The following is a 20,060-nucleotide window of genomic DNA, read 5'->3' on the forward strand; positions in this document are numbered from 1 at the left end:
GTGGGTTCAGACTGCGGCGGGCACGCGCCCGGCGTCCGCCCGGTCGGCGGGCAGCTGACCGATCTCGTTCAGCTCGAGGTGACGGTTGTCCGGTGCGAACCAGACGGCGACCGCGGCGATCAGGGTGCAGACGATCGCGAACGCGATCACCGGCCAGATCGAACCGTCGCTCCACAGCACCATCGCGCTGGCGAGCGCGGGGGTGAAGCTCGCGAGCAGGATCGAGGCCATCTGGTAGCCGACGGAGATGCCGGAGTAGCGGACCTTCGTGGGGAACAGCTCGCAGTACAGCGCAGGCATCGGGGCGTAGACCATGCCGTGGCCGAGCCCGAGGAACAGCAGCACGCCGAGGATGATCGCCCAGGCCTCCCCGCTCTGCACGAGCAGGAATGTCGGTGCCGACACCGCGATGATGAGCGCGGCACCGATCAAGAAGGTGCGCCGCCGGCCGATGCGATCAGAGAGTGCGCCGTAGATCGGGATCATCACGATGTTGGCGGCCGCGCCCACCATGGAGGCGGTCAGACCGACCCAGCTGTCGACGCCGAGGTTCACCGCGACGTAGCTGAGCACGAAGGTCGTGAAGAGGTAGTAGTTGCCCGCCTCGGCGAAGCGACCGAAGATCGCGATCAGCAGCGAGCGACGGTGGTGCTTGAAGAGCACGGGCAGCGGCGCCTTCTGCTCCTCCTGCTCGGCCTCCATGCGCGCCTTCTCCTCGAGGAACGCGGGGCTCTCGGTCGCCCGCAGGCGAATGTAGAAGCCGACCGCGGCGAGGAGGATGCTGAGCAGGAACGGCACGCGCCATCCCCACTCGGCGAAGGCATCGCCGGAGACCCAGGCGACGAGGCTCACCACGGCCGTGCCGAGCAGCAGCCCGGCGGAGACGCCGATCTGCGGCCAGGAGCCGAAGAAGCCGCGGCGTTCGCGCGGCGCGTTCTCGACCGCGATGATCGCTGCGCCGCCCCACTCTCCGCCGACCGCGAACCCCTGCGCGAGGCGCAGCACGCACAGCAGCAGGGGTGCAGCGATGCCGATCTGCGCGTGCCCGGGCAACAGGCCGATCGCTGCGGTCGAGACCGTCATGATCGAGAACGTCAGGATCAGCGTCGACTTGCGACCGATCACGTCACCGAGGTGACCGGCGACGAAGGCGCCGATCGGGCGGGCGAGGAAGCCGACGCCGAACGTCGCGAGCGAGACGATCTGACCGATCGCGGGTTCGAGATCCGGAAAGAAGACGTGGCCGAACACGAGGGCTGAGGCCAGGCCGTAGATCGTGTACTCGTACCACTCGACGATGGCGCCGATGGTGCCGGACTGGAGCGAGAGCCGGGCGCTCTTGCGGCGGGCTGATGCAGTGTCGTTGCTCATGAGATGTCTCCTTTGACAGACAAGGAGAGCCTGCTGTGCATACGTATGAAACTCAACGCACGACGGCTGCCTTCGCTGCAGCGTGCGTCTGACGGGCGACGACCTCGACCTCGATCGTGCGCGACCCATCGACGGTGAGCCCTCGAACGAGGCGTGTGAGCATGTCGACGGCCTCTGCGGCGAGCGCCTCGAGATCGCATCGCACCGTGGTGAGCGCGAAGCGATCCCAGCCCGCGATCGCGATGTCGTCGAATCCGACGACCGACACGTCGCCCGGGACGTCCAGCTCGAGCGATGTGGCAGCGTTCAAGGCACCGAGCGCGAGCACATCGTTGAGGCAGAAGAGCACGCTGGCGCGCTGTGGCTGCGCCAACAGCTCGAGCGCTGCACGGTGTCCGCTGTCGGCGCCGAACTCGACGTGCTTCGTGCGGCGGTCTGGGATCCACAGCCCGGCCTCGTCGAGCGCCGTTCGCAGCCCGCGTTCGCGACGCGCGCTCGTGGAGTACTGCTCAGGGCCGGCGATGAGGGCGAAGTCGGTGTGGCCGAGCTCGATGAGCAAGCCGGCCAGTCGTGCGGCGCCGGCCTCGTCGTCGAACGTGCATGACAGCTCATCGGGGTCGTCGGTCATGCGATTGACGAGCACGCACGGCAGGCCCGCTTCGGCCATGGCGCGAGGCAGTCGAGATGTGCGGCTCGCGGTCGTGTCGATGACGCCGTCGTACGAGCCATCGGAGAGCGCCGCGACGGTCAGCGCGTCGTCCTCGTGATCGCCGATGAGCACCGTCTGGTAGCCCTGATCGGCAAGACGTTGGCGAAGTGGCTCCAGCAGCTGCGGGTAGAACGGATTCGTGAGCGCCTCCGAGACGACCGCGATGCGGCCGGTGATCCGCGTGGAGAGCGAGCGACCAGACTGCAGCGGCACATAGCGCAGCTCTGTCGCGGCCCGCGCGACCTTCGCTCGCGTGGCGGGCGTGATGTTGGGCAGGTTGCGGAGCGCGCGGGAGACGGTGGACTGCGAGACGCCGGCCAGGCGGGCGACGTCGAAGCTGGTGACTCGGCGGGTCATGCCTCTAGCGTCTCGCGCTTCGCATGCGCATGCAGCGCAGAAGTCGTCACGCTCTGCGACGATGGTGCTGTGAAGACTGCACCCGACCTCGCTGCCGACGTGCCGCCGTTCGACGTTCCCGCTGATCTCGACATCCGTCTCGTGGTGTGCGACATGGACGGCACGCTGCTCGACGCCGACGGCCGCGTGCCCGACGCGTTCTGGCCGTTGCTGACGCGCATGCAGGCAGCCGGCATCGCCTTCGCGCCCGCGAGCGGCCGCCAGCTGGCCACCCTCGAGCACCTCTTCGCGCGAGCCGGCACATTCTCGTGCATCGCTGAGAACGGCGCCATCGCCACCCACGACGGCGAAGTCATCGGCACCACGACGGTCGACCCGGATGCGGTGCGGCAGATCGTGCACACGGTGCGGGAGTCGGACGGTGAGCTGGACCTCGTCGCGAGCCGCCGCGAGATCGCCTCGATCGAGTCGACCGACCCCGTCTTCGTCGCGGAGGCGCAGCAGTATCACGTGGCGTTCGAGGTGGTTGAGGATCTGCTCGACCGCACCGACGACGTGCTGAAGCTCGCGGTGTATGCGGCGAGCGGCTCTGCGGCCGCCGCCGAGCGGTGGCTCACGCCCGGGCCCGCGGGGCACCGCGTCATGATCGGCTCGCCGAACTGGGCCGACGTCATCCACGACAGCGTCGACAAGCGGCTCGGCGTCGAGGCGCTGCAGCGCGAGCTGGGCGTGACCCCGGCGCAGACGGTGGTCTTCGGCGACTATCTCAACGATCTCGGCATGCTCGCCGACGCCGACTGGACCTTCGCGATGGCGAACGCCCATCCCGACGTGCTCGCGACGGCCCGCTACCGCGCCCCGAGCAACGTCGAGCACGGCGTGGTGCAAGTGCTGGAGCGGCTGCTGGTCTGAGGCGGGATCGGTCGGCTGCCCCGCCTCACCCTGCTGCGGCCGATCACGGCCAGGTCTCTATGACGGCTGCCTGCTCCGGGCCACCGGCGAACTTCCGGTCATCCGTGAGCAGCGGCATCCCGAGCGACTCTGCGAGGGCGACGTACAACGCGTCGTAGGCGGTGAAGTTGTGTCGCAGCGCCAAGACTCGCCGCTGGAAGGGTTGCATCGGGTAGCGCACGAGCGGCAGATCCGCGAAGTCGTCGAGCATCTGCTGCGCGCGCTCTTGGGTGATCTGGATGGCGGGCTTCGAGGTCAGCAACAGCCCGCGGATCGCTGACGCGACCTCTGCTGCGATGAGCTCCGGTGCATGGAACTCGCGTTGTCGACCGAAGCGCTCGCGAAGCGCTGCGTCGCCGCGGCGGTTCTGCAGCAGTCGCACGACGATCGACGCATCGACGACGGTCATCTCAACGTCGATCGGCGTCGATGAACGACTGGATCTCTGCGGCACCGGCCTCGATGCTGTCGCGCGAAGCGATGCGCGCCACGACGTCTGCCATCAGGGGGCGAGACGCGTCGTCGTGGATGAGCTCGCGGAGATAGCTGGACAACGACATGTTCCGTGCGCGTGCGCGTGCGCGCAGGGCTCGCGCATCCTCGGAGGGGACGTCGCGGACCTGGATGATCTCGCTGCTCATGGTCCGAGTCTATTGCAGCTGCATGAAACCTGCATGCAGGCAATTGTGCTCCGCGCGCTTGCTCGATCTGCGCGAGAGGCCGGGAACGTCACCCCCGGAACGCCGCTAGCCCCGTTAGCGCCTGCCCGATCACGAGCGTGTGCACCTCGTCGGTGCCTTCGTAGGTGCGCACGCTCTCGAGGTTCGCCGCGTGCCGCATGGGCGAGTGCTCGAGCGAGATGCCGTTGCCGCCCAGCAGCGCCCGCGCCTCACGGCAGATCGTGATCGCCGTGCGGCAGGAGGCGAGCTTGCCCATCGAGATCTCGTGCGGGCGCAGCAGGCCGGCGTCCTTGCGGCGCCCCAGGTGCAGCGCCAGCAGCTGCGCCTGCTGCAGCGAGAGCACCATCTCGGCCAGCCGCGCCTGCGTCAGCTGCATGCCGGCGAGCGGTCGCCCGAACACCTCGCGCTCGCCCGCGTAGGCGAGCGCGGTCTCGAGTGCATCCCGCCCAGCGCCCAGCGCCCCCCACGCGATGCCGAAGCGCGCCTCGTTGAGGCACTCGAACGGCCCGCGCAGTCCGCGCGCCCCGGGGAGTCGAGCAGACTCCGGCACCCGCACACCCTCGAGCGCGATGTCGCACTGGATCGACGCCCGCATCGACAGCTTCGGCTCGATCGCGGTCGCCGTGAAGCCCGGCGTCGAGGTCTCCACCAGGAACCCGCGCACGCCCTCCTCGGTCTGCGCCCAGATGACCGCCACATCCGCGATCGACGCGAGCCCGATCCAGCGCTTGGCGCCGTCGATCACCCAGTCGTCGCCGTCGCGCCGCGCGAAGGTCTGCATCGCGCCCGGGTCGCTGCCCGCGTTCGGCTCCGTCAGCCCGAAGCATCCGATCGCCTCGCCCGCGGCCATCCGCGGGAGCCACGCCTGCTTCTGCTCCTCCGAGCCGTGCTTCGCGATCGCCGACATCGCGAGCGAGCCCTGCACCGACACGAAGGTGCGGATGCCGCTGTCGCCCGCCTCGAGCTCCTGCATCGCGATGCCGTACTCCACGGCCGAGCGCCCCGCGCATCCGTAGCCCGTGATGTGCATGCCCAGCAGCCCCTCGGCGGCGAGCTTCGGCACGAGATCGAGCGGGAAGTGCGCGCGCTCGAACCAGTCGGCGATGTGCGGCCGGATCTCGCGGTCGACGAGCGCCCGCACCCGCGCCCGCACCGCGCGCTCCTCGTCGGTCAGCAGCGACTCGAGATCGAGCAGGTCGGTGGTCATGGGGCTCCTCGGTGGGGTGCGCGTGCGGCGGATGCGGGTGCAGGGGATGCGGTGGGTGGCGGCTGCGAGAGCCAGGCTCGCACGGAAGCGTCGTGCTCGCCGAGCAGGGGAGGCGCGGTCGAGGCCGTGCGGGCGTCGCGATCGATGCGGATCGGCGACGCCAGCTGGCGGCCGACGCCGGCTGCGCCGCGCACCTCACGGAAGGGGTCGAGCCCGACCGCCGCCGCGAGCTCGAGGCCCTCGCCGATGGTGCGCACGCGGCTGGCGACGAGGCCGGCGGCGAGCATCCGCTCCTCCCAGGCAACCGCGCCGTCGGCGGCGAGCGCGGTCTCGAGCAGCGGCACGAGCGCCTCGCGATGCGCGACGCGCTGCCGGTTGGTGGCGAAGCGGGGGTCGTCGGCGAGTGTCGGCACGCCCAGCAGCGCGGCGAAGGCGCGGAACTGCCCGTCGGTGCCGACCGCGACCGCGAGCGGCCCGTCGGCGGTGGCGAGCAGCTGGTAGGGCACGATCGACGGATGCGCGCTGCCGGCACGGCGGGGCTCGGCGGCGTCGGCGTTCGGGGGAGTGCCCTCTGGGGTGATCGGCCCGAGCACCGCCTGCAGCTGGTTGACGAGCGCCGCTTGGATGCTCGAGAGCAGCGCCACCTCGACCAGCCCGCCGCGGCCGGTGCGGCCGCGGCGCAGCAGCGCGGCCAGGATGCCTGCGAGCGCATCCTTGGCGGTGAGCACGTCGACGAGCGCGACGCCCGCCTTCGTCGGCGGTCCGTCGGCGTCGCCGGTGATGTGCATGAGGCCGCTGGCTGCCTGCAGCACGAAGTCGTAGCCCGCGCGATCGGCCCCGCCCGCCTGCGTGCCGTAGCCGGTGATCGAGCACCAGACGAGGCCGGGGTGCTCGGCGAGCAGCGCATCGCGGTCGAGCCCGAGCCTCGTGGCTGCGCCCGGGCGGAAGTTCTCGATCACGACATCGGCTCGCGCGACGAGCTCGCGAGCGAGAACGAGATCGGCGGGCTCGGCCAGGTCGAGCACCACCGATTCCTTGCCGCGATTGGCGCTGTCGAAGTAGGTCGAGCCGGTGGCGGATGCCGGAGGAGACCATGCGCGGGTGCCGTCGCCGGTGCCAGGCTGCTCGACCTTGATGACCCGTGCGCCGAGGTCGGCGAGCGTTGCCCCGACGAGCGGCCCGGCCAGCACGCGCGAGAGGTCGGCGACGACGAGGCCGCTCAGCGTGGCGTCGTCGGCGGCTGCTCCTGGCTGCATTGCACCAGCATGCCGGATCGTTCCGTCATCGGGCAATCCCTGGCCGCAGAGACCCAGTGAGCGACGCCCGTCACAACGGGTGCACAGAGCGCGCTGGTTGCATCCCGAACACGTGGTCCTCCCACGCGCGGATGAGGCGGTGCATGTCGCCGCCATCCATGGCTCGCCGCAGCTCGTCCATGAGCCGCGTGTGGTTGGTGAGCAGGCGAGCATCCCGCCCCCACGTCTCCATCTCGCTCGCGAGCAGCATCAGTCGAATCTGGTCGACGAGCCCTGAGTAGCGTTCGACGAGGCGAGGGAAGCCCGCGAGGCGGACGACCGCGGCGTGGAACGCCGCATCGGCGGCCGCGCCCTTCGCCGGATCGGCTCCCGCGTCGTCGATCTCTTGGATCGCGGCCTCGAGAGAGTCGAGCGGAAGGCGCTGCGAGACGATGACTCGGATCGCGAGCACCTCGTCTGCTGCGCGCAAGGCGGCCAGCTCTTCGAAGTCCTCGGCGGCAAAGGTTGGAATCCTGTACGAGCGGTTGGCCGTCTTCTCGACGAGGCCGGACTGTTCGAGGAGGCGAAGCGCTTCTCGAACCGGAGAGCGGCTGATGCCCATCTGCTCGGCGAGCACCGAATCCTTGAGGCGCTCTCCCGGTCGGATGCTGCCGGCCAGTATGCTCCGCCGAATCTGACGCCGCGCTTCGTTGACGAGCGACCCCGCCTCGATGCGCTCGAACTGCATCGCGTCAGTCGTTGTCTGGGCCATGGACCGACTCTATCACTTTGCATTCTGTGGATTGTCGACAGAATGCGAAATGCTTGCTAGCGTTGCGCTCGACCTCGGCCACGGGCGCCGAAGGCCGTCCACCGCACATCGAGCAAAGGAGCTCACCGTGACCACCACCGCATCTGGAGCCGCCGCGACAGACCCCGACACCGACGGCAAGCCGGCCGCCGAAGGTGTCGTGCAGCCCACGACGCGGCAGGCTGCCCGCGCCGCCGTCGCAGCCGGCATCGGGACCGCGATCGAGTGGTACGAGTACGGCCTCTACGGCATCGTCGCCGGCCTTGTCATCGCACCCCTGTTCTTCCCGGATGCGACCGGTGCCGTCGGTGTCCTTGCGACGTTCGCGACCTTCGCGGTCGGCTTCGTGGCCCGCCCCATCGGAGGCATCGTGCTGGGCGCCGCGAGCGACCGCTTCGGCCGTCGCCCCGTGCTCGTCTTCTCGTTGCTGCTCATCGGCGTCGCCACGACCGGGATCGGCCTCCTGCCCGGCTACGCGCAGATCGGCATCTGGGCACCCATCCTGCTCGTCGTCCTGCGCCTCGCGCAGGGGTTCGGGGCCGGCGCAGAGCTCGCGGGTGCCATCACGATCATCAACGAGTCGGCGACCCGCAAGCACAAGGCTGCCTTCTCCGCCCTCGCCATGGCGGGCGGCGGCATCGGAGGCATCGCAGCATCGCTCCTGTTCACGCTCATCAGCGCCACCGTCTCGGGCGACGCGTTCCTCGAGTGGGGCTGGCGCATCCCCTTCCTGCTCGGCGCCGTCTTCACCGTCATCGGCCTGATCTTGCGTCGCAGGATGCACGAATCGCCCGAGTTCGAGAAGGTCAAGGCCGAGCGTGCCGTCGGTGAGATCTCCGCGGCCCGCCGCAACCCGTTCGCGGCCATGGCGGAGGCCATCAAGGCCAGTCCTCGCAACTGGATCGCGGGCTTCCTCGTGCCCTCCAGCCTCAACACCACCGGCTTCGTCGTCACCGCGTTCGGCATCAGCTACCTGGCGGGTGAGCTCGGCCTTGAGCGCAACGAAACCCTCGTGATGTCGCTGGCCGTCACCGTCTGCATGGTCGTCGCACTCGTGTTCTTCGGTCGACTCGGCGACCGCATCGGGTCGAAGAGGGTCATGTGGATCGGCATCATCGGCGGCGCGCTCTTCGCCTTCCCCTACGTCGCGATCCTCACGACAGCGCAGATCGTCCCGATCGTCTTCGCGAGCGTTGTGATGGTCATCCTCGGTTGGAGCGCAGCCTCGGCAGCCCACACGGTCGTCATGCCCGCGCTCTTCAAGGCGGAGTACCGCTCGTCGGGGCTCTTCTCCTCGCGAGAGCTGCAAGGTGCGCTGGTCGCCGGCCCCGCCCCGCTGATCGCCACGGCGCTCGTCGCGGCATCTGGTGGATCCCCGTGGCTGGTCGGCGTGCTGCTCGTCGTCACCCACGTCATGACCCTCGTCGGCGTCGTGATCGCCCGCCCATTCCTCACGGAGGAAGAGCTCGACACCACGCCTGCCCTGCGCGGCTGGCAGCCCCGCGACTGACGCACGCCCGCACACCATCTGAAACCGAGTAGGAGCACATCCATGCCATTCCACGGACTCCGCGATCGCGTTCGCGACGACGTCGTCGTCGCCACGTGCGCCATGATCCCCTCGCCGACCGTCATCGAGGCGCTGAGCCATACCGGCTTCCACGCCGTGCTCATCGATGCGGAGCACTCGCCGATCGCGATCGACACCCTCGAGCACCTGGTGCGAGCCGCCGATGTCGCGCCGATCCCCGCGATCGTGCGCGTGCCCGAAGTCGGCTCGTACATCGCTCGTGCGCTCGACCTCGGCGCTGCGGGCCTCATCGTGCCGCGCATCGAGACCGTCGAGGAGGCGCGCGAGGTCGTCGACCGTGCCCGCTATGCCCCCGAGGGTCGCCGGGGCACGGGGCCCGGTCGCGGCTCGGCCTATGGCGCCGCGATGGTCGATCACGTCGCACGCGCCAACGGGGAGATCCTCGTCGGCATCCAGATCGAGACCGCGCTCGGGCTCGCGAACGCCGACGACATCCTTGCGGTGCCCGGCATCGACGTCGTCGTGATCGGGCCCTTCGACCTTGCGACGTCGCTCGGTGTCGCGATGGGCTCGCCAGAGCACCTCGCCGCGATCGGCACGATCCGTGACACCGCACGGCGCCACGGCGTCGCCTACGGGGCGTTCACGATCGCCGACTCGGAGGTCGAGGGCTACCTCGCCGACGGCGCGACGCTGCTCATGGTCGGCGCCGACATCATGTCTGTCGTCGGAGGAGCGCAGCAGGCCTGGGCGGGCGTCGCCGCGCAGCTCGACGCGCGTGCCACGCGCGAGGACGTGGTTGCCCGATGAAGATCGTCGCCACCAACACCATGATCCCGCTGCGCGCCGAGGTGCTCGATGCATTCGGGCCCGACGTCGAGTACGTGGAGATCGATGGCAGCTCCGAGGAGGCGCTGCTGGCGGGCACTGCCGACGCGGATGCGCTGCTGGTCCTTGGCGAGCACATCACGCGCCGTGTCGTCGAGGGCCTCACGCGCTGCCGCTCGATCGTGCGGTTCGGCATCGGGTACGACACCCTGGACGTCGCCGCCGCGACCGAGCACGGCATCTGGGTCTCGAACGTGCCCGACGCGAACTTCCGCGAGGTCGCCGTGCACGCAATCGCCCTCGCCCTCGCCGTGCAGCGCAGACTGCCGGCATTGGATGCGGGCATGCGGGCGGACGGTTGGGCCTCATCATTCGCCCCGGGAGTGCACCGCCCCGACGACCAGGTGTTCGGCCTGTGGGGCATCGGTCGCATCGGCCGTCGCGTCGCCGTCATGGCGAAGGCCATCGGCTATCACGTGATCGCCCACGACCCCGCGCTCACGACCGCGATCGCCGAGGAGCTCGGCGTCGAGTCGGTCGACCGCGATGCGCTGCTCGCCCGCTCGGACATCCTGTCGCTGCACGTGCCGCTGCTGGAATCGACCAAGGGCATCTTGGACAGCGATTCGATCGCGGCGATGAAGCCAGGCTCGATCCTCGTCAATGTGTCCCGCGGCGGCCTGATCGATGAGCACGCGCTCGCCGAGGCGCTGCAGTCGGGCCACCTCTTCGGTGCCGGCATCGACGCGTTCCTGCACGAGCCGACCGAGCCAGGCAACCCCCTGCTCGCCTGTGAGACTGCGATCCTCACCCCGCACGCGGCGCACTGGAGCGAGGAATCGCTCGCCGAGACGAAGCGCAAGGTCGTCGAGGAAGCCGCTCGCATCCTCCGCGGTGAGGCTCCGCGCAGTGCGGTGAACCACGTCGAACGGCATCGCGCGGCGTAGGCACGGGGTGGTCGCGCGGCGCTCGCCAGCCAGTCAGCGCTCTGGCCGGCGAGCGCCCCCGATGCCGAGCAGCGCGATCGCCGCCTGCGCAGGCACCGAGACGTCGAGGCCGGTCGCGGCACGGAACGCGGCCACCCGGTTCACGATCGTGTTGCGGTGCACGAACTGCGCGGCCGCGGTCTCCTTGACCGATCCCGTCGCGCACAGGCTGCGCACGGTGGCGATGACGCGCTCGCGCTCGCCGGCCGGCAGCGCCTCGAGCGCGGTGCGCACGCCCGCGACGCTCGGCAGCACCGGCGCGAGCCGGGTGTGGGCGATCGCGAGCCAGGTGTCCTGCTCGGTCGCCAGGCCGCTCGCCGCTCCCGCATGGGCTGCGATCTCGCGCGCGAGCTCTGCTGCCGCGGGCACTCCCGCGAGCGAGCGCACCCCCGGCACGTGCCCGCCCGGGATCCCCTCGAGCGCGGCAGCGAGCGCGCCGCCCGTTCCCTCGCGCACGACCACGACGCCCGCGTCGGCATCCCAGGTGATGGTCGCGGCGCCGCCCGCTCGCGCGATCGACCGCCGAGCTCGTTCGGCGGCGGCCGCCAGCACGAAGGCGACCTCGAAGGTGCCGTCGAGCGGCAGCTGCAGCCGCGCCGCCTCCGCGTCGGCGACCTGCGGCGCCGCTGCCCCCGCGCCCAGCAGCCGGCCGAGCGCCCTCGCTCGATCGATGCGGGTGTCCTGCGCGAGCGCTGACTGCTCGTCGAGGAACGCGACCTGCACGTCGCCGATGTAGCGCTCGACGACCTCGAGCACCTCCTCCGCGTGCAGCACGAGCAGGTCTGCCGGCGCATCGCCGAGGGCCCGCAGCAGGCCAGACCAGAGCACCCGGAAGTCGAGGCGCACGGCCTCCAGCAGGCTCTCTCGATCCACGCCCTGGCGGGCACGGCGGGCGCCGAGTCGCGCCGGGAGCGCCCGCAGCTCCTCGCTGAGCGGGGCACCCGCGAGCCGCGCGATGAGCATGTCCATCGTCTCGCCGGCCGTGCGGCGCAGGTCGTCCTCCGAGACCAGGCGCGCGTCGTAGCTGCCGAGCCCGCGCAGTCGTTCGATGAAGTCGTCGACGAGCGCGTCGTGGTCGAGCGCGAGGCGCTCGAGCAGCCGACCCCATGCCGCCGTGGTCTCCAGCCGCTCCATCGCATCCTCCTCGTCTGGACGTCTGCACAGGCTATCGCCGTGCCCGCGGGTGCGGATGGGAACTGCGATGCCGCAGGTCACCTATGTTTCGCGCGGGTTACGGGCGGGTTCCCATCGCTCGCGTCCGCGCTTCGACAGCCCTGAAATTGTGCATACGCACAGAATCCGGCGCCAGGCGTGGGCGATTGACGCTTGCCGCAGCGCGCGCTCGGGGCGCAGGCTGTTCACCAATCCGACCCAGCAGCAGGGAGCACGACTATGGCAGTCACTGATCCGTCGACGACCGCGTCAGCGCGACTCGACCGCACCAAGATGCGGAAGATCGCCACGGCGAGCGTCATCGGCACCACCGTCGAGTGGTACGACCTCTTCCTGTTCGGCACCGCATCCGCACTCGTCTTCAACGAGATCTTCTTCCCCGACGTGCCGCCCGCGCTCGGCACGATCCTGGCGTTCCTGACGTTCGCCTCCGCCTACCTCGCCCGCATCATCGGCGCCGTCGCCTTCGGTCACTTCGGCGACAGGATCGGCCGCAAGTCGATGCTGCTGATCTCCCTCATCACGATGGGCGCAGCAACGCTCGGCATCGGCCTGATCCCGGACGCGAACACGATCGGCATCGCCGCGCCGTTCCTGCTGCTGACGCTGCGCGTCATCCAGGGCCTCGCGCTCGGCGGCGAGTGGGGCGGCGCCGTGCTCATGACCGTCGAGCACGCTCCCGCGCACCGCCGCGGCTGGTACGGATCGCTCGTGCAGGTGGGCGTGCCCGCCGGCACGCTGATCGCCAACCTCGTCTTCCTGGTCGTCGTCTCGTCGATCGACCGCGAGGCATTGCTCACGTGGGGCTGGCGCGTGCCCTTCATCGCATCGATCGTGCTCGTCGCCGTCGGCATCTACATCCGCCTGAACATCGAGGAGACCCCCTCGTTCCAGCAGGTGCGCGAGCAGGGCGCCAAGGCGAAGATCCCCTTCGCCTACCTGATGAAGAAGTACTGGAAGCAGGTCATCCTCGGCGGCGTGGCGACGCTCTCGACCGGCTCCACCTTCACGCTGCTGGTCGCCTCCGGTGTCTCCTACGGCACCTCCGAGCAAGGGCACTCCGACTCCGTGATGCTCTGGGCGGTGCTTGTCGCCTGCCTCGTCGCGCTCGTCGGCATCCCGTTCTTCGGCCGCCTCTCCGATCGCATCGGCCGCAAGAAGATCATCGCCGCAGGCATCGCGGGCGAGGTGCTGCTGGCCTTCCCGTTCTTCTGGCTGATGGACACCGGCACCGTCTGGGGCGTCTTCGTCGCCTACTCGCTGATGATGCTCGCGTTCTCGGCCAACTACGGCCCCATCGCGACCTTCCTGGCAGAGCTCTTCGGCAGCAAGATCCGCTACTCGGGCCTCTCGGTCGCCTACATGCTCTCCGGCCTGCTGGGCTCGGCCATCACGCCGGCCATCACCGTCTGGCTGCTCGACCTCACCGGTCAGTCGTCGTCGATCGCCTGGTACGTGGGCATCGCCGCCCTGCTCTCGCTCGTCGCGCTGTGGCTGCTGGCCGAGAACAGGCTCGCGAGCATCGACACGGTGGATGCGCGGCAGGTCGATCCCGAGGCGGATGGCGCGGTGCCGGATGCGCAGGCTCGCGTCGAGCAGGCGGGCCAGGCGTGACGATCCGACGCATCGGGACGGTCGACGGGCTCGCTGCGCCCGTCGGCCCGTTCTCGCACGCCGTGGTCGCCGATGGCCTCGTCTTCACGAGCGGTCAGCTGCCCGTCGACGCCGACGGCACCCAGCCGCAGGGTTTCGAGGAGCAGGTGCAGGCGGCCATCGACAATCTGCGCCGCGTGCTCGAGGAGGCCGGCAGCGGCATCGAGCAGGTGCTGAGCGTGCGCACCTTCCTCACCGATCCCGCGCAGCTCGAGCCCTACAACCGCGTCTACCAGCGCACCTTCGGCGAGCATCCGCCCACCCGCACCACGGTGTGCGCCACGCTCTGGGGCGTCTCGCTCGAGATCGACTGCATCGCGCGCGTGCGCGGCGAGGTGCGCTGATGGAGGCCGCAGCGCTGGTGGCGGCGCTCGCGCACGTCGAGCTGCCCACCCTCGGCCACACGCTCGAGGAGGGCTTCTGCGGCCCGGGCGTCCGCCCCGTCGGCGAGGTGCGCCGCACGGCGGGCATCGCCCGCACCCTCGACCTCGTGGAGCCGGATGCGCTCGCGGTCAACGAGGCGCTGCTCGCGCTGCAGCCCGGCGAGATGCTCGTCATCGCCGTCGGCTCCGGCGTGCACGCGCCGGTCGGGGCGGTCACATCCGCCGCGGCCCGCGCCCGCGGCGCCGCTGGCATCGTGGTCGGCGGGCCGGTGACCGATGTGCGTGCGCTCGCCGAGGCATCCGCCGACCTGCCCGTCTGGTCGACCGGCGCGACCGCCCGCACCACCAAGCGACTGGGCGCGCCCGTGCGGCTCGATGTGCCAGTGCGGATCGGCGACGCCGAGGTGCATCCCGGCGACGTCGTCGCGGGCGACGAGCACGGCGTGCTCGTGCTGCGACCGGCCGCGATCGAGCAGCGACTCCTCGACGACGCCCGCGCCTCCGACGAGGCGGAGCCCGCCCTGCTCGCATCGCTCGCCGCTGGTGAGCCGCTCGAGAACCTGCTCGCCCGCGCTCCCCAGGAGGAAGCATGACCGACACCGACCGATCCGCCGGCCACCTCGTGGTCGCCCAGCTCGAGCGCGAGGGCGTCGAGCGCGTCTACTGCGTGCCGGGCGAGTCCTACCTCGATGTGCTCGACGGCCTCCACGACTCCTCGATCGACACGATCGTCACGCGCCACGAGGGCGGTGCCGGCTTCATGGCGCTCGCCGAGGGCCGCCTCACCGGCCGGGCCGGCGTGGCGCTCGTCACCCGCGGGCCCGGCGCAGCCAACGCATTCATCGCGGTGCACACCGCGCACCAGGACGCCACGCCGCTCGTGCTGCTGATCGGCCTCATCCCGATCGCCGATCGCGGCAGGGAGTCCTTCCAGGAGTTCGACATCACCGGCTGGTTCGGCAGGACCGCCAAGCAGGTCGTGACGCTCGACGACCCCACCGCTGCGGCGAGAGTGGTGGCGGATGCGATGCGCATCGCCGCGAGCGGACGTCCCGGTCCCGTCGTCATCGGCCTGCCGGAGGACGTCATCCGCGCTCGGCCGAGGGCGCCGACGTGCTCGAGCCGCGTCCTGCCGCAGCCGTCGAGCCCTCGGCGAGCGCGATGGCCGAGCTCGACGAGCGCCTCGGGCGCGCCGAGCGGCCGCTCGTGGTCGTGGGCGGCGAGGGCTGGACGGCCGAGGCCGGCCGCGCGCTGGTCGACTGGGCAGCGGCGCAGGGCGTGCCGGTCGCCGCGGACTTCCGGGCCTGGGACGCGGTGCCGCACGACAGCGCCGCCTACGTCGGCGCACTCGGCTACGGGCGCGCCGATGCGCTCGCCGCCCTCGTCGAGGACGCCGACCTGATCGTGCACATCGGCGCCCCGCGCACGGACGTGCTGAGCGACGGCTACCGGCTGGCGCAGCAGACCGAGACCGTCGTGATCATGACGGGCGAGCCGCTCGGGCACTCCGGCAGGCTCGACCAGCTCGTGGAGGCGGATCCTCGTGGCCTCGCCCGTGCGCTGCCCGACCCCCGTCATGGCTTCGATCCCGCCCGGCTGCAGGCGGCGCGCGAGGCGCAGCTGCGCTTCTCGACACCGGTCGCGAGCGCCGAGGAGGGCGAGTACGTCGATTTGACGGCCGTCATGGCGGTGCTGCGCGAAGAGCTGACCGAGGATGCCGTGGTCACCTTCGGCGCCGGCAATCACGCCATCTGGCCCGCCCGCTACCTGCCGCACCACGTGCCGGGCACGCTGCTCGCGCCCCGCAACGGCGCGATGGGGATGGGCATCCCCGCGGCCGTCGCCGCCGCACTGGTCGACCGCGAGCGCGAGGTCGTCTCGGTCGCCGGCGACGGCTGCTTCCTGATGAACGGCCAGGAGATCGCCACCGCCGTCGGCACGGGCGCCCGCTTCGTCGCGATCGTCGTCGACAACGGCGTCTACGCGACCATCCGCGAGCATCAGGAGCACCAGTACCCGGGGCGGCCATCCGGCACCCAGCTGACGAACCCCGACTTCGCGGCCTTCGCGCGCGCGTTCGGGGGCTTCGGCGCCACCGTCACCAACGCGGACGGCTTCCGCGAGGCCTACCGCGCCGCGCGGGCGAGCGGGCTGCCCGCCGTCCTGCACCTGCGCCAGGACCCATCCGTCCGCGCCCCGCGGACCGACGCGTGAACCGATCGAACACCGAGGAGACGAGATGACCACGCAGGATGCTCGCCCATCGAACGCACCGGGGCACGGGCTCGACGCCGGTCGGGCCGAGGCGTTCCTCGCCGACTTCGCCACCATGAGCGCGTTCGGCGCCACCGGCAACGGCGGCGTCGACCGGCAGGCCGCGACGCCGGCCGACATCGAGCAGCGCCGCTGGCTGCAGTCGTTGCTCGAGCAGCACGGCCTGCGCGTGGAGTACGACCGCATCGGCAACCAGTTCGGCCTGCTCGAGCTCGTGCCGGGCGCGCCCTACGTCGTCGTCGGCTCGCACATGGACTCCCAGCCGACCGCCGGCCGCTACGACGGCGCCTACGGTGTGCTCGCCGCGACGCACGCGATCGTCCGCATCGCCGAAGAGCTGCGCGAGACCGGCGAGCTGCCGCAGCACAACCTCGCGGTCGTCAACTGGTTCAACGAGGAGGGCTCGCGCTTCGTGCCCTCGATGATGGGTTCCTCGGTGTACACGGGCCTCATGCCGCTCGAGGCGGCGCTCGCGGTCACCGATCACGACGGCGTGAGCGTGCAGCAGGCGCTCGAGCCGACCGGATTCCTCGGCGACGGCGACGGCCCGGTCGCCGCCTGCTGCGCAGAGATCCACATCGAGCAGGGTCGCCTGCTCGAGGATTCCGGCACGACCATCGGGCTCGTCACCGCCAGCTGGGCGGCGAGCAAGTACGTCGTCACGGTCGAGGGCGAGCAGTCGCACTCGGGGGCGACGGTCATGCCCGATCGCCGCGACGCGCTGCTGGGCGCCTCGATGCTCGTGGTGTTCGCGCGCGAGCTGGCCGATCGCTTCCCGGGCGTGCTGCACACCGCGGTCGGGCAGCTCGACGTCTATCCGAACTCACCCGTCGTCGTCGCCTCGCGCGTGCGGCTGCTGCTCGACCTGCGCTGCGCCGACGAGGCGGTGCTGGCCGAGGCGAACGAGCTGCTGGCCGCCGAGATCGCACGCATCGAGGAGCGCGCCTCGGTGCGCCTCGAGCTGGAGCGCTCGCACGAGTGGGGCATCAACCCCTACCAGCCGGAGGGCGTCGCGCTCGCGCGCTCGATCGCCGAGCAGCTCGGCTACCCGCACGACGAGATCCTCACGGTGGCGGGCCACGACTCCATCAACATGAAGGAGATCGTGCCGACCGTCATGCTCTTCGTGCCCTCCATCCAGGGCATCTCGCACAACGAGGGCGAGGAGACGCGCGACGACGATGCGCTCGCGGGGCTCGACGTGCTCACCGGCGTCGTGCGCCAGCTGGCGATGGGCGGGCTCGGCGCGAGCACCCGGTAGCCGGGCGGCCGCCGCGGAGCCCCACCCCGCGGCGGCCGCTGCCCGCCGGATCGTTCCGTCACGCGGGAATCCGGCGTATCGTTCCCTCCGTCCCTAGCCCCCGTCCGTAGCCCCCGTCCGCAGACCTCCGAGGAGACCCATGGCCTACCGCTCCATCGACCCCAGCACGGGCGAGCTCATCGCCGAGCACGCCGACGCGACCGACGCCGAGATCGAGACCGTCCTGCAGGCCGCCGCCGACGCATCCGCCGCCCTGCCGAGCCTCGAGCAGCGCATTGCGGCGATGCGCGCGATCGCGCAGGCGTTCCGCGATCGCGAGGCCGAGCTGGCCGAGACGATCGCCCGCGAGATGGGCAAGCCGCTGCCCGAGGGTGTCGGCGAGGTGCGGCTGTCGGCGGCGATCTGGGAGTGGTACGCCGACCGGCCGGAGCTGCTCGGAAGCCGCGACATCGAGACCACCTGGCGCGGCCGCGAGGCACGTGTCGAGCTGCGCCCGATCGGGCCGCTCATCGGGGTCATGCCCTGGAACTTCCCGTACTACCAGGTGGCCCGCCTCGCGGCACCCAACCTGCTGCTCGGCAACCCCGTGATCATCAAGCACGCCGGCAGCTGCACGGGCGCGGCGCTCGCGATGCAGGAGATCGCGGATGCGGCTGGCCTGCAGGCGGGTGTCTACCAGACGGTGCTGGCCACCAACGAGCAGATCGCGGGCATGATCGAGGATCCGCGGGTGCAGGGCGTCTCGCTCACCGGCAGCGAGCGGGCCGGTGCGGCCGTCGCGGAGGTCGCCGGCCGCGCGCTCAAGCGCTGCGTGCTCGAGCTGGGTGGCTCCGACCCCTTCATCGTGCTCGGCACCGACGACCTCGACACACTCGTCGCGACGGCCATCGCGGCCCGCACCCGCAACGCCGGTCAGGCGTGCACCGCAGCCAAGCGCTTCATCGTGCACGAGTCGCTGCACGACGCCTTCGTCGAGAAGCTCGTCGTCGGCATGGCGGCGCTGCGCATCGGCTCGCCCCTCGAGGAGGGCGTCGAGATGGGCCCGCTCTCGAGCGAGGCCGCCGCGGCACAGCTCGTCGGCCAGGTCGAGTCGGCCGTCGCCGAGGGCGCGACGCTCGTGGCGGGCGGGCGTCGCATCGACCGGCCGGGCGCGTTCGTCGAGCCCGGCGTGCTGACGGGCGTCGACCGGCGGATGCGCGTCTGGCACGAGGAGCTCTTCGGTCCGGTCGCGATCGTGGTGCCGGTGCGCGACGCGGCGGAGGCGGTCGAGGTGGCGAACGACTCGCCCTTCGGGCTGGGCGCGAACGTGTTCGACACCGATGAGGCGCAAGCCGAATGGGTGGCGCAGCGGCTCGAGGTCGGGATGGTCTCGATCGGCGCATTCGGCGTCTCGCGGCCCGAGCTGCCGTTCGGCGGCGTGAAGCGCAGCGGCTTCGGCCGCGAGCTCGGCCCCGACGCGGTGCTGGAGTTCGCGAACCGTCGGCTGGTGACGCAGCCGACCTCGTAGATCGAGGAGCGCGCGGCGAAGCCGCTCGCGTCACGAGATCGGAGGGGCGAAGCGCTGACGCCTGCGGTCTCGTGACGCGCGCGTGCTGCGCACGCGCGCTCCTCGACCTACGGGGCGAGGCTCACCGCCCGAGCGTCGACGCCCGGTAGCGCACCTCGATCGGCAGCGGCACGGATGCGTTCGGCTCGGCCTCGCCGCGGATGATCTGCACGAGCAGCTGCACGCACAGCGCCCCGGCCGCGCGCGGCGCGAGGTCGACTGCCGTCACCGGCGGGTCGGTGTAGGCGAGCGCCGGGCTGTCGACCATCGCGGCCACGAGCACGTCGTCGCCGACGACGCGCCCGGCATCCTGCAGCACGTCGGCCACCACGATGGCCGAGCCGTCCGGGCCGCACAGGAAGGCATCCGTCTCCGGCCGCGCCGTGAGCACCTCGCGCGCCGCCTCGGCGTAGGCCGCGGAGTCGGAGCCGAAGGGCCGCTCCACGAGGGTCGGCGCGATCCCGTGCTCGCCGCACCACGCGCGGTAGACCTCCTGCGCGCGGGTGCCCCAGTCGGTGACGGCGGGGGAGGCGAGGAAGGCCGGCGCGGTGCTGCCGCGTGCGGCGAGGTGATCGAGCAGCGCGCGGATCGCGCCCTCGTGGTCGGCCGAGACGACACCGGTCGCCGCATCCCCGAGCGCCCGCTCGAGCGTGACGATCGGCAGGTCGAGCGCGAGCAGCCGGGTCGCCACCGGATCGTCGGCCAGCGGGTCGAGCAGGATCACGCCGTCGACGCTCGGCGGCGCCTGATCGCCTGCGAGCCGTCGTGAGGTGATGACGGTCACGTCGACCTCGTCGAAGCCGGCCTGCTCGAGCGCGCCGTAGACGGTCTGCAGGTAGTAGTCGATGCGCGTCATGGCCTCCGGCAGGTGGAGACCGATCGTGCCGGTGGTCGCCGCCCGCAGCGATCGCGCCGCGGAGTTCGGGCGATAGCCGAGCTCGGCCGCGGCCTGCTCGACGGCCACGCGCGTGACCTCCGAGACCCGCCCGTGCCCGCGCAGCGCATCCGACGCCGTGGTGCGCGCCACGCCCGCGCGCTTGGCGACGTCGACGATGGTCGCGGCTCTCCTGCTCATCCCCGTTGTCTACCACGCCGCGCCCTGCA

Annotated in this window: 19 protein-coding genes and 1 pseudogene; 11 read left to right on the forward strand and 9 right to left on the reverse strand. The window is 71.2% G+C overall.

The features are described 5' to 3' along the window. Positions 1 to 6: 6 nt before the first annotated feature. Positions 7 to 1,371 carry an MFS transporter gene (locus MKD51_RS02365; RefSeq protein ID WP_240237683.1) on the reverse strand — a complete coding sequence of 455 codons (1,365 nt, stop codon included), beginning with the start codon at positions 1,369 to 1,371 and terminating at the stop codon, positions 7 to 9. Positions 1,372 to 1,423: 52 nt separating this feature from the next. Beyond that, entirely contained in the window at positions 1,424 to 2,437 is a 1,014-nt protein-coding gene (locus MKD51_RS02370; RefSeq protein WP_186808160.1) for a LacI family DNA-binding transcriptional regulator, read from the reverse strand. A 69-nt stretch (positions 2,438 to 2,506) separates the two neighbouring features. On the opposite strand from MKD51_RS02370, the gene MKD51_RS02375 reads away from it, so the two are divergent. Continuing rightward, the gene (locus tag MKD51_RS02375; protein WP_240237685.1) at positions 2,507 to 3,349 is read left to right on the forward strand and encodes an HAD family hydrolase; all 843 of its coding nucleotides are present in this window, start codon (positions 2,507 to 2,509) and stop codon (positions 3,347 to 3,349) included. 43 nt (positions 3,350 to 3,392) lie between these two features. Here the strand turns inward: MKD51_RS02375 and MKD51_RS02380 are convergent, their stop codons facing one another. From MKD51_RS02380 to MKD51_RS02400, 5 genes are all read right to left on the reverse strand, one after another. Next, positions 3,393 to 3,797, reverse strand: a complete 405-nt coding sequence (locus tag MKD51_RS02380) for a type II toxin-antitoxin system VapC family toxin (protein ID WP_240237687.1) — start codon at positions 3,795 to 3,797, stop codon at positions 3,393 to 3,395. Position 3,798: 1 nt separating this feature from the next. Further along, complete coding sequence (locus MKD51_RS02385) at positions 3,799 to 4,029, reverse strand: hypothetical protein (RefSeq protein WP_240237689.1); 231 nt, start codon at positions 4,027 to 4,029, stop codon at positions 3,799 to 3,801. A gap of 88 nt (positions 4,030 to 4,117) precedes the next feature. Further along, positions 4,118 to 5,275, reverse strand: a complete 1,158-nt coding sequence (locus MKD51_RS02390) for an acyl-CoA dehydrogenase family protein (RefSeq protein ID WP_240237691.1) — start codon at positions 5,273 to 5,275, stop codon at positions 4,118 to 4,120. Next, the gene (locus tag MKD51_RS02395) at positions 5,272 to 6,531 is read right to left on the reverse strand and encodes a CoA transferase (RefSeq protein ID WP_240237693.1); all 1,260 of its coding nucleotides are present in this window, start codon (positions 6,529 to 6,531) and stop codon (positions 5,272 to 5,274) included. Before MKD51_RS02395 ends, MKD51_RS02390 begins: the two co-directional genes overlap by 4 nt. A gap of 70 nt (positions 6,532 to 6,601) precedes the next feature. Next, a complete protein-coding gene (locus MKD51_RS02400; RefSeq protein ID WP_240237695.1) occupies positions 6,602 to 7,282 on the reverse strand; it encodes a GntR family transcriptional regulator in 681 nt (226 codons plus the stop codon). A 127-nt stretch (positions 7,283 to 7,409) separates the two neighbouring features. Between MKD51_RS02400 and MKD51_RS02405 the strand changes: the two genes are divergently transcribed. From MKD51_RS02405 to MKD51_RS02415, 3 genes are read left to right on the forward strand one after another with little or no spacing between them, the layout of a single operon-like run. Next, positions 7,410 to 8,831 (forward strand): MFS transporter, encoded by a 1,422-nt coding sequence (locus MKD51_RS02405; protein WP_240237704.1) that lies wholly within the window; start codon positions 7,410 to 7,412, stop codon positions 8,829 to 8,831. A gap of 42 nt (positions 8,832 to 8,873) precedes the next feature. Further along, positions 8,874 to 9,662, forward strand: coding sequence for an aldolase/citrate lyase family protein (locus MKD51_RS02410; RefSeq protein ID WP_240237706.1), 789 nt, complete (start codon positions 8,874 to 8,876; stop codon positions 9,660 to 9,662). Further along, entirely contained in the window at positions 9,659 to 10,627 is a 969-nt protein-coding gene (locus MKD51_RS02415) for a C-terminal binding protein (protein WP_240237714.1), read from the forward strand. The genes MKD51_RS02410 and MKD51_RS02415 overlap by 4 nt, the downstream gene beginning before the upstream one ends. A gap of 33 nt (positions 10,628 to 10,660) precedes the next feature. On the opposite strand, the gene MKD51_RS02420 is transcribed toward MKD51_RS02415, so the two are convergent. Then, positions 10,661 to 11,800 (reverse strand): helix-turn-helix domain-containing protein, encoded by a 1,140-nt coding sequence (locus MKD51_RS02420; protein ID WP_240237716.1) that lies wholly within the window; start codon positions 11,798 to 11,800, stop codon positions 10,661 to 10,663. Positions 11,801 to 12,058: 258 nt separating this feature from the next. Between MKD51_RS02420 and MKD51_RS02425 the strand changes: the two genes are divergently transcribed. The 7 genes and pseudogenes from MKD51_RS02425 to MKD51_RS02455 all read left to right on the forward strand — a co-directional run bounded on the left by MKD51_RS02425 (position 12,059) and on the right by MKD51_RS02455 (position 18,917). Then, a complete protein-coding gene (locus MKD51_RS02425) occupies positions 12,059 to 13,453 on the forward strand; it encodes an MFS transporter (protein ID WP_240237718.1) in 1,395 nt (464 codons plus the stop codon). Continuing rightward, the gene (locus MKD51_RS02430; RefSeq protein WP_240237720.1) at positions 13,450 to 13,836 is read left to right on the forward strand and encodes a RidA family protein; all 387 of its coding nucleotides are present in this window, start codon (positions 13,450 to 13,452) and stop codon (positions 13,834 to 13,836) included. The genes MKD51_RS02425 and MKD51_RS02430 overlap by 4 nt, the downstream gene beginning before the upstream one ends. Then, positions 13,836 to 14,468: an RraA family protein gene (locus MKD51_RS02435; protein ID WP_240237722.1), complete on the forward strand. Its 633-nt coding sequence runs from the start codon at positions 13,836 to 13,838 to the stop codon at positions 14,466 to 14,468. Before MKD51_RS02430 ends, MKD51_RS02435 begins: the two co-directional genes overlap by 1 nt. Continuing rightward, positions 14,465 to 14,764 (forward strand): annotated as a pseudogene (locus MKD51_RS02440) (thiamine pyrophosphate-binding protein); the annotation flags it as partial. The gene MKD51_RS02435 and the pseudogene MKD51_RS02440, both read left to right, overlap by 4 nt. Before the next feature lie 272 nt (positions 14,765 to 15,036). Continuing rightward, positions 15,037 to 16,089 carry a thiamine pyrophosphate-dependent enzyme gene (locus MKD51_RS02445; protein WP_240237724.1) on the forward strand — a complete coding sequence of 351 codons (1,053 nt, stop codon included), beginning with the start codon at positions 15,037 to 15,039 and terminating at the stop codon, positions 16,087 to 16,089. Between the two features lie 25 nt (positions 16,090 to 16,114). Continuing rightward, positions 16,115 to 17,410 (forward strand): M20 family metallo-hydrolase, encoded by a 1,296-nt coding sequence (locus MKD51_RS02450; protein ID WP_277603905.1) that lies wholly within the window; start codon positions 16,115 to 16,117, stop codon positions 17,408 to 17,410. Positions 17,411 to 17,549: 139 nt separating this feature from the next. Further along, complete coding sequence (locus tag MKD51_RS02455; protein ID WP_240237726.1) at positions 17,550 to 18,917, forward strand: aldehyde dehydrogenase family protein; 1,368 nt, start codon at positions 17,550 to 17,552, stop codon at positions 18,915 to 18,917. A gap of 121 nt (positions 18,918 to 19,038) precedes the next feature. Here the strand turns inward: MKD51_RS02455 and MKD51_RS02460 are convergent, their stop codons facing one another. Beyond that, complete coding sequence (locus MKD51_RS02460; protein WP_240237728.1) at positions 19,039 to 20,031, reverse strand: LacI family DNA-binding transcriptional regulator; 993 nt, start codon at positions 20,029 to 20,031, stop codon at positions 19,039 to 19,041. Positions 20,032 to 20,060: the final 29 nt, after the last annotated feature.

Source organism: Agrococcus sp. ARC_14 (assembly GCF_022436485.1).
Lineage (GTDB): Bacteria > Actinomycetota > Actinomycetes > Actinomycetales > Microbacteriaceae > Agrococcus.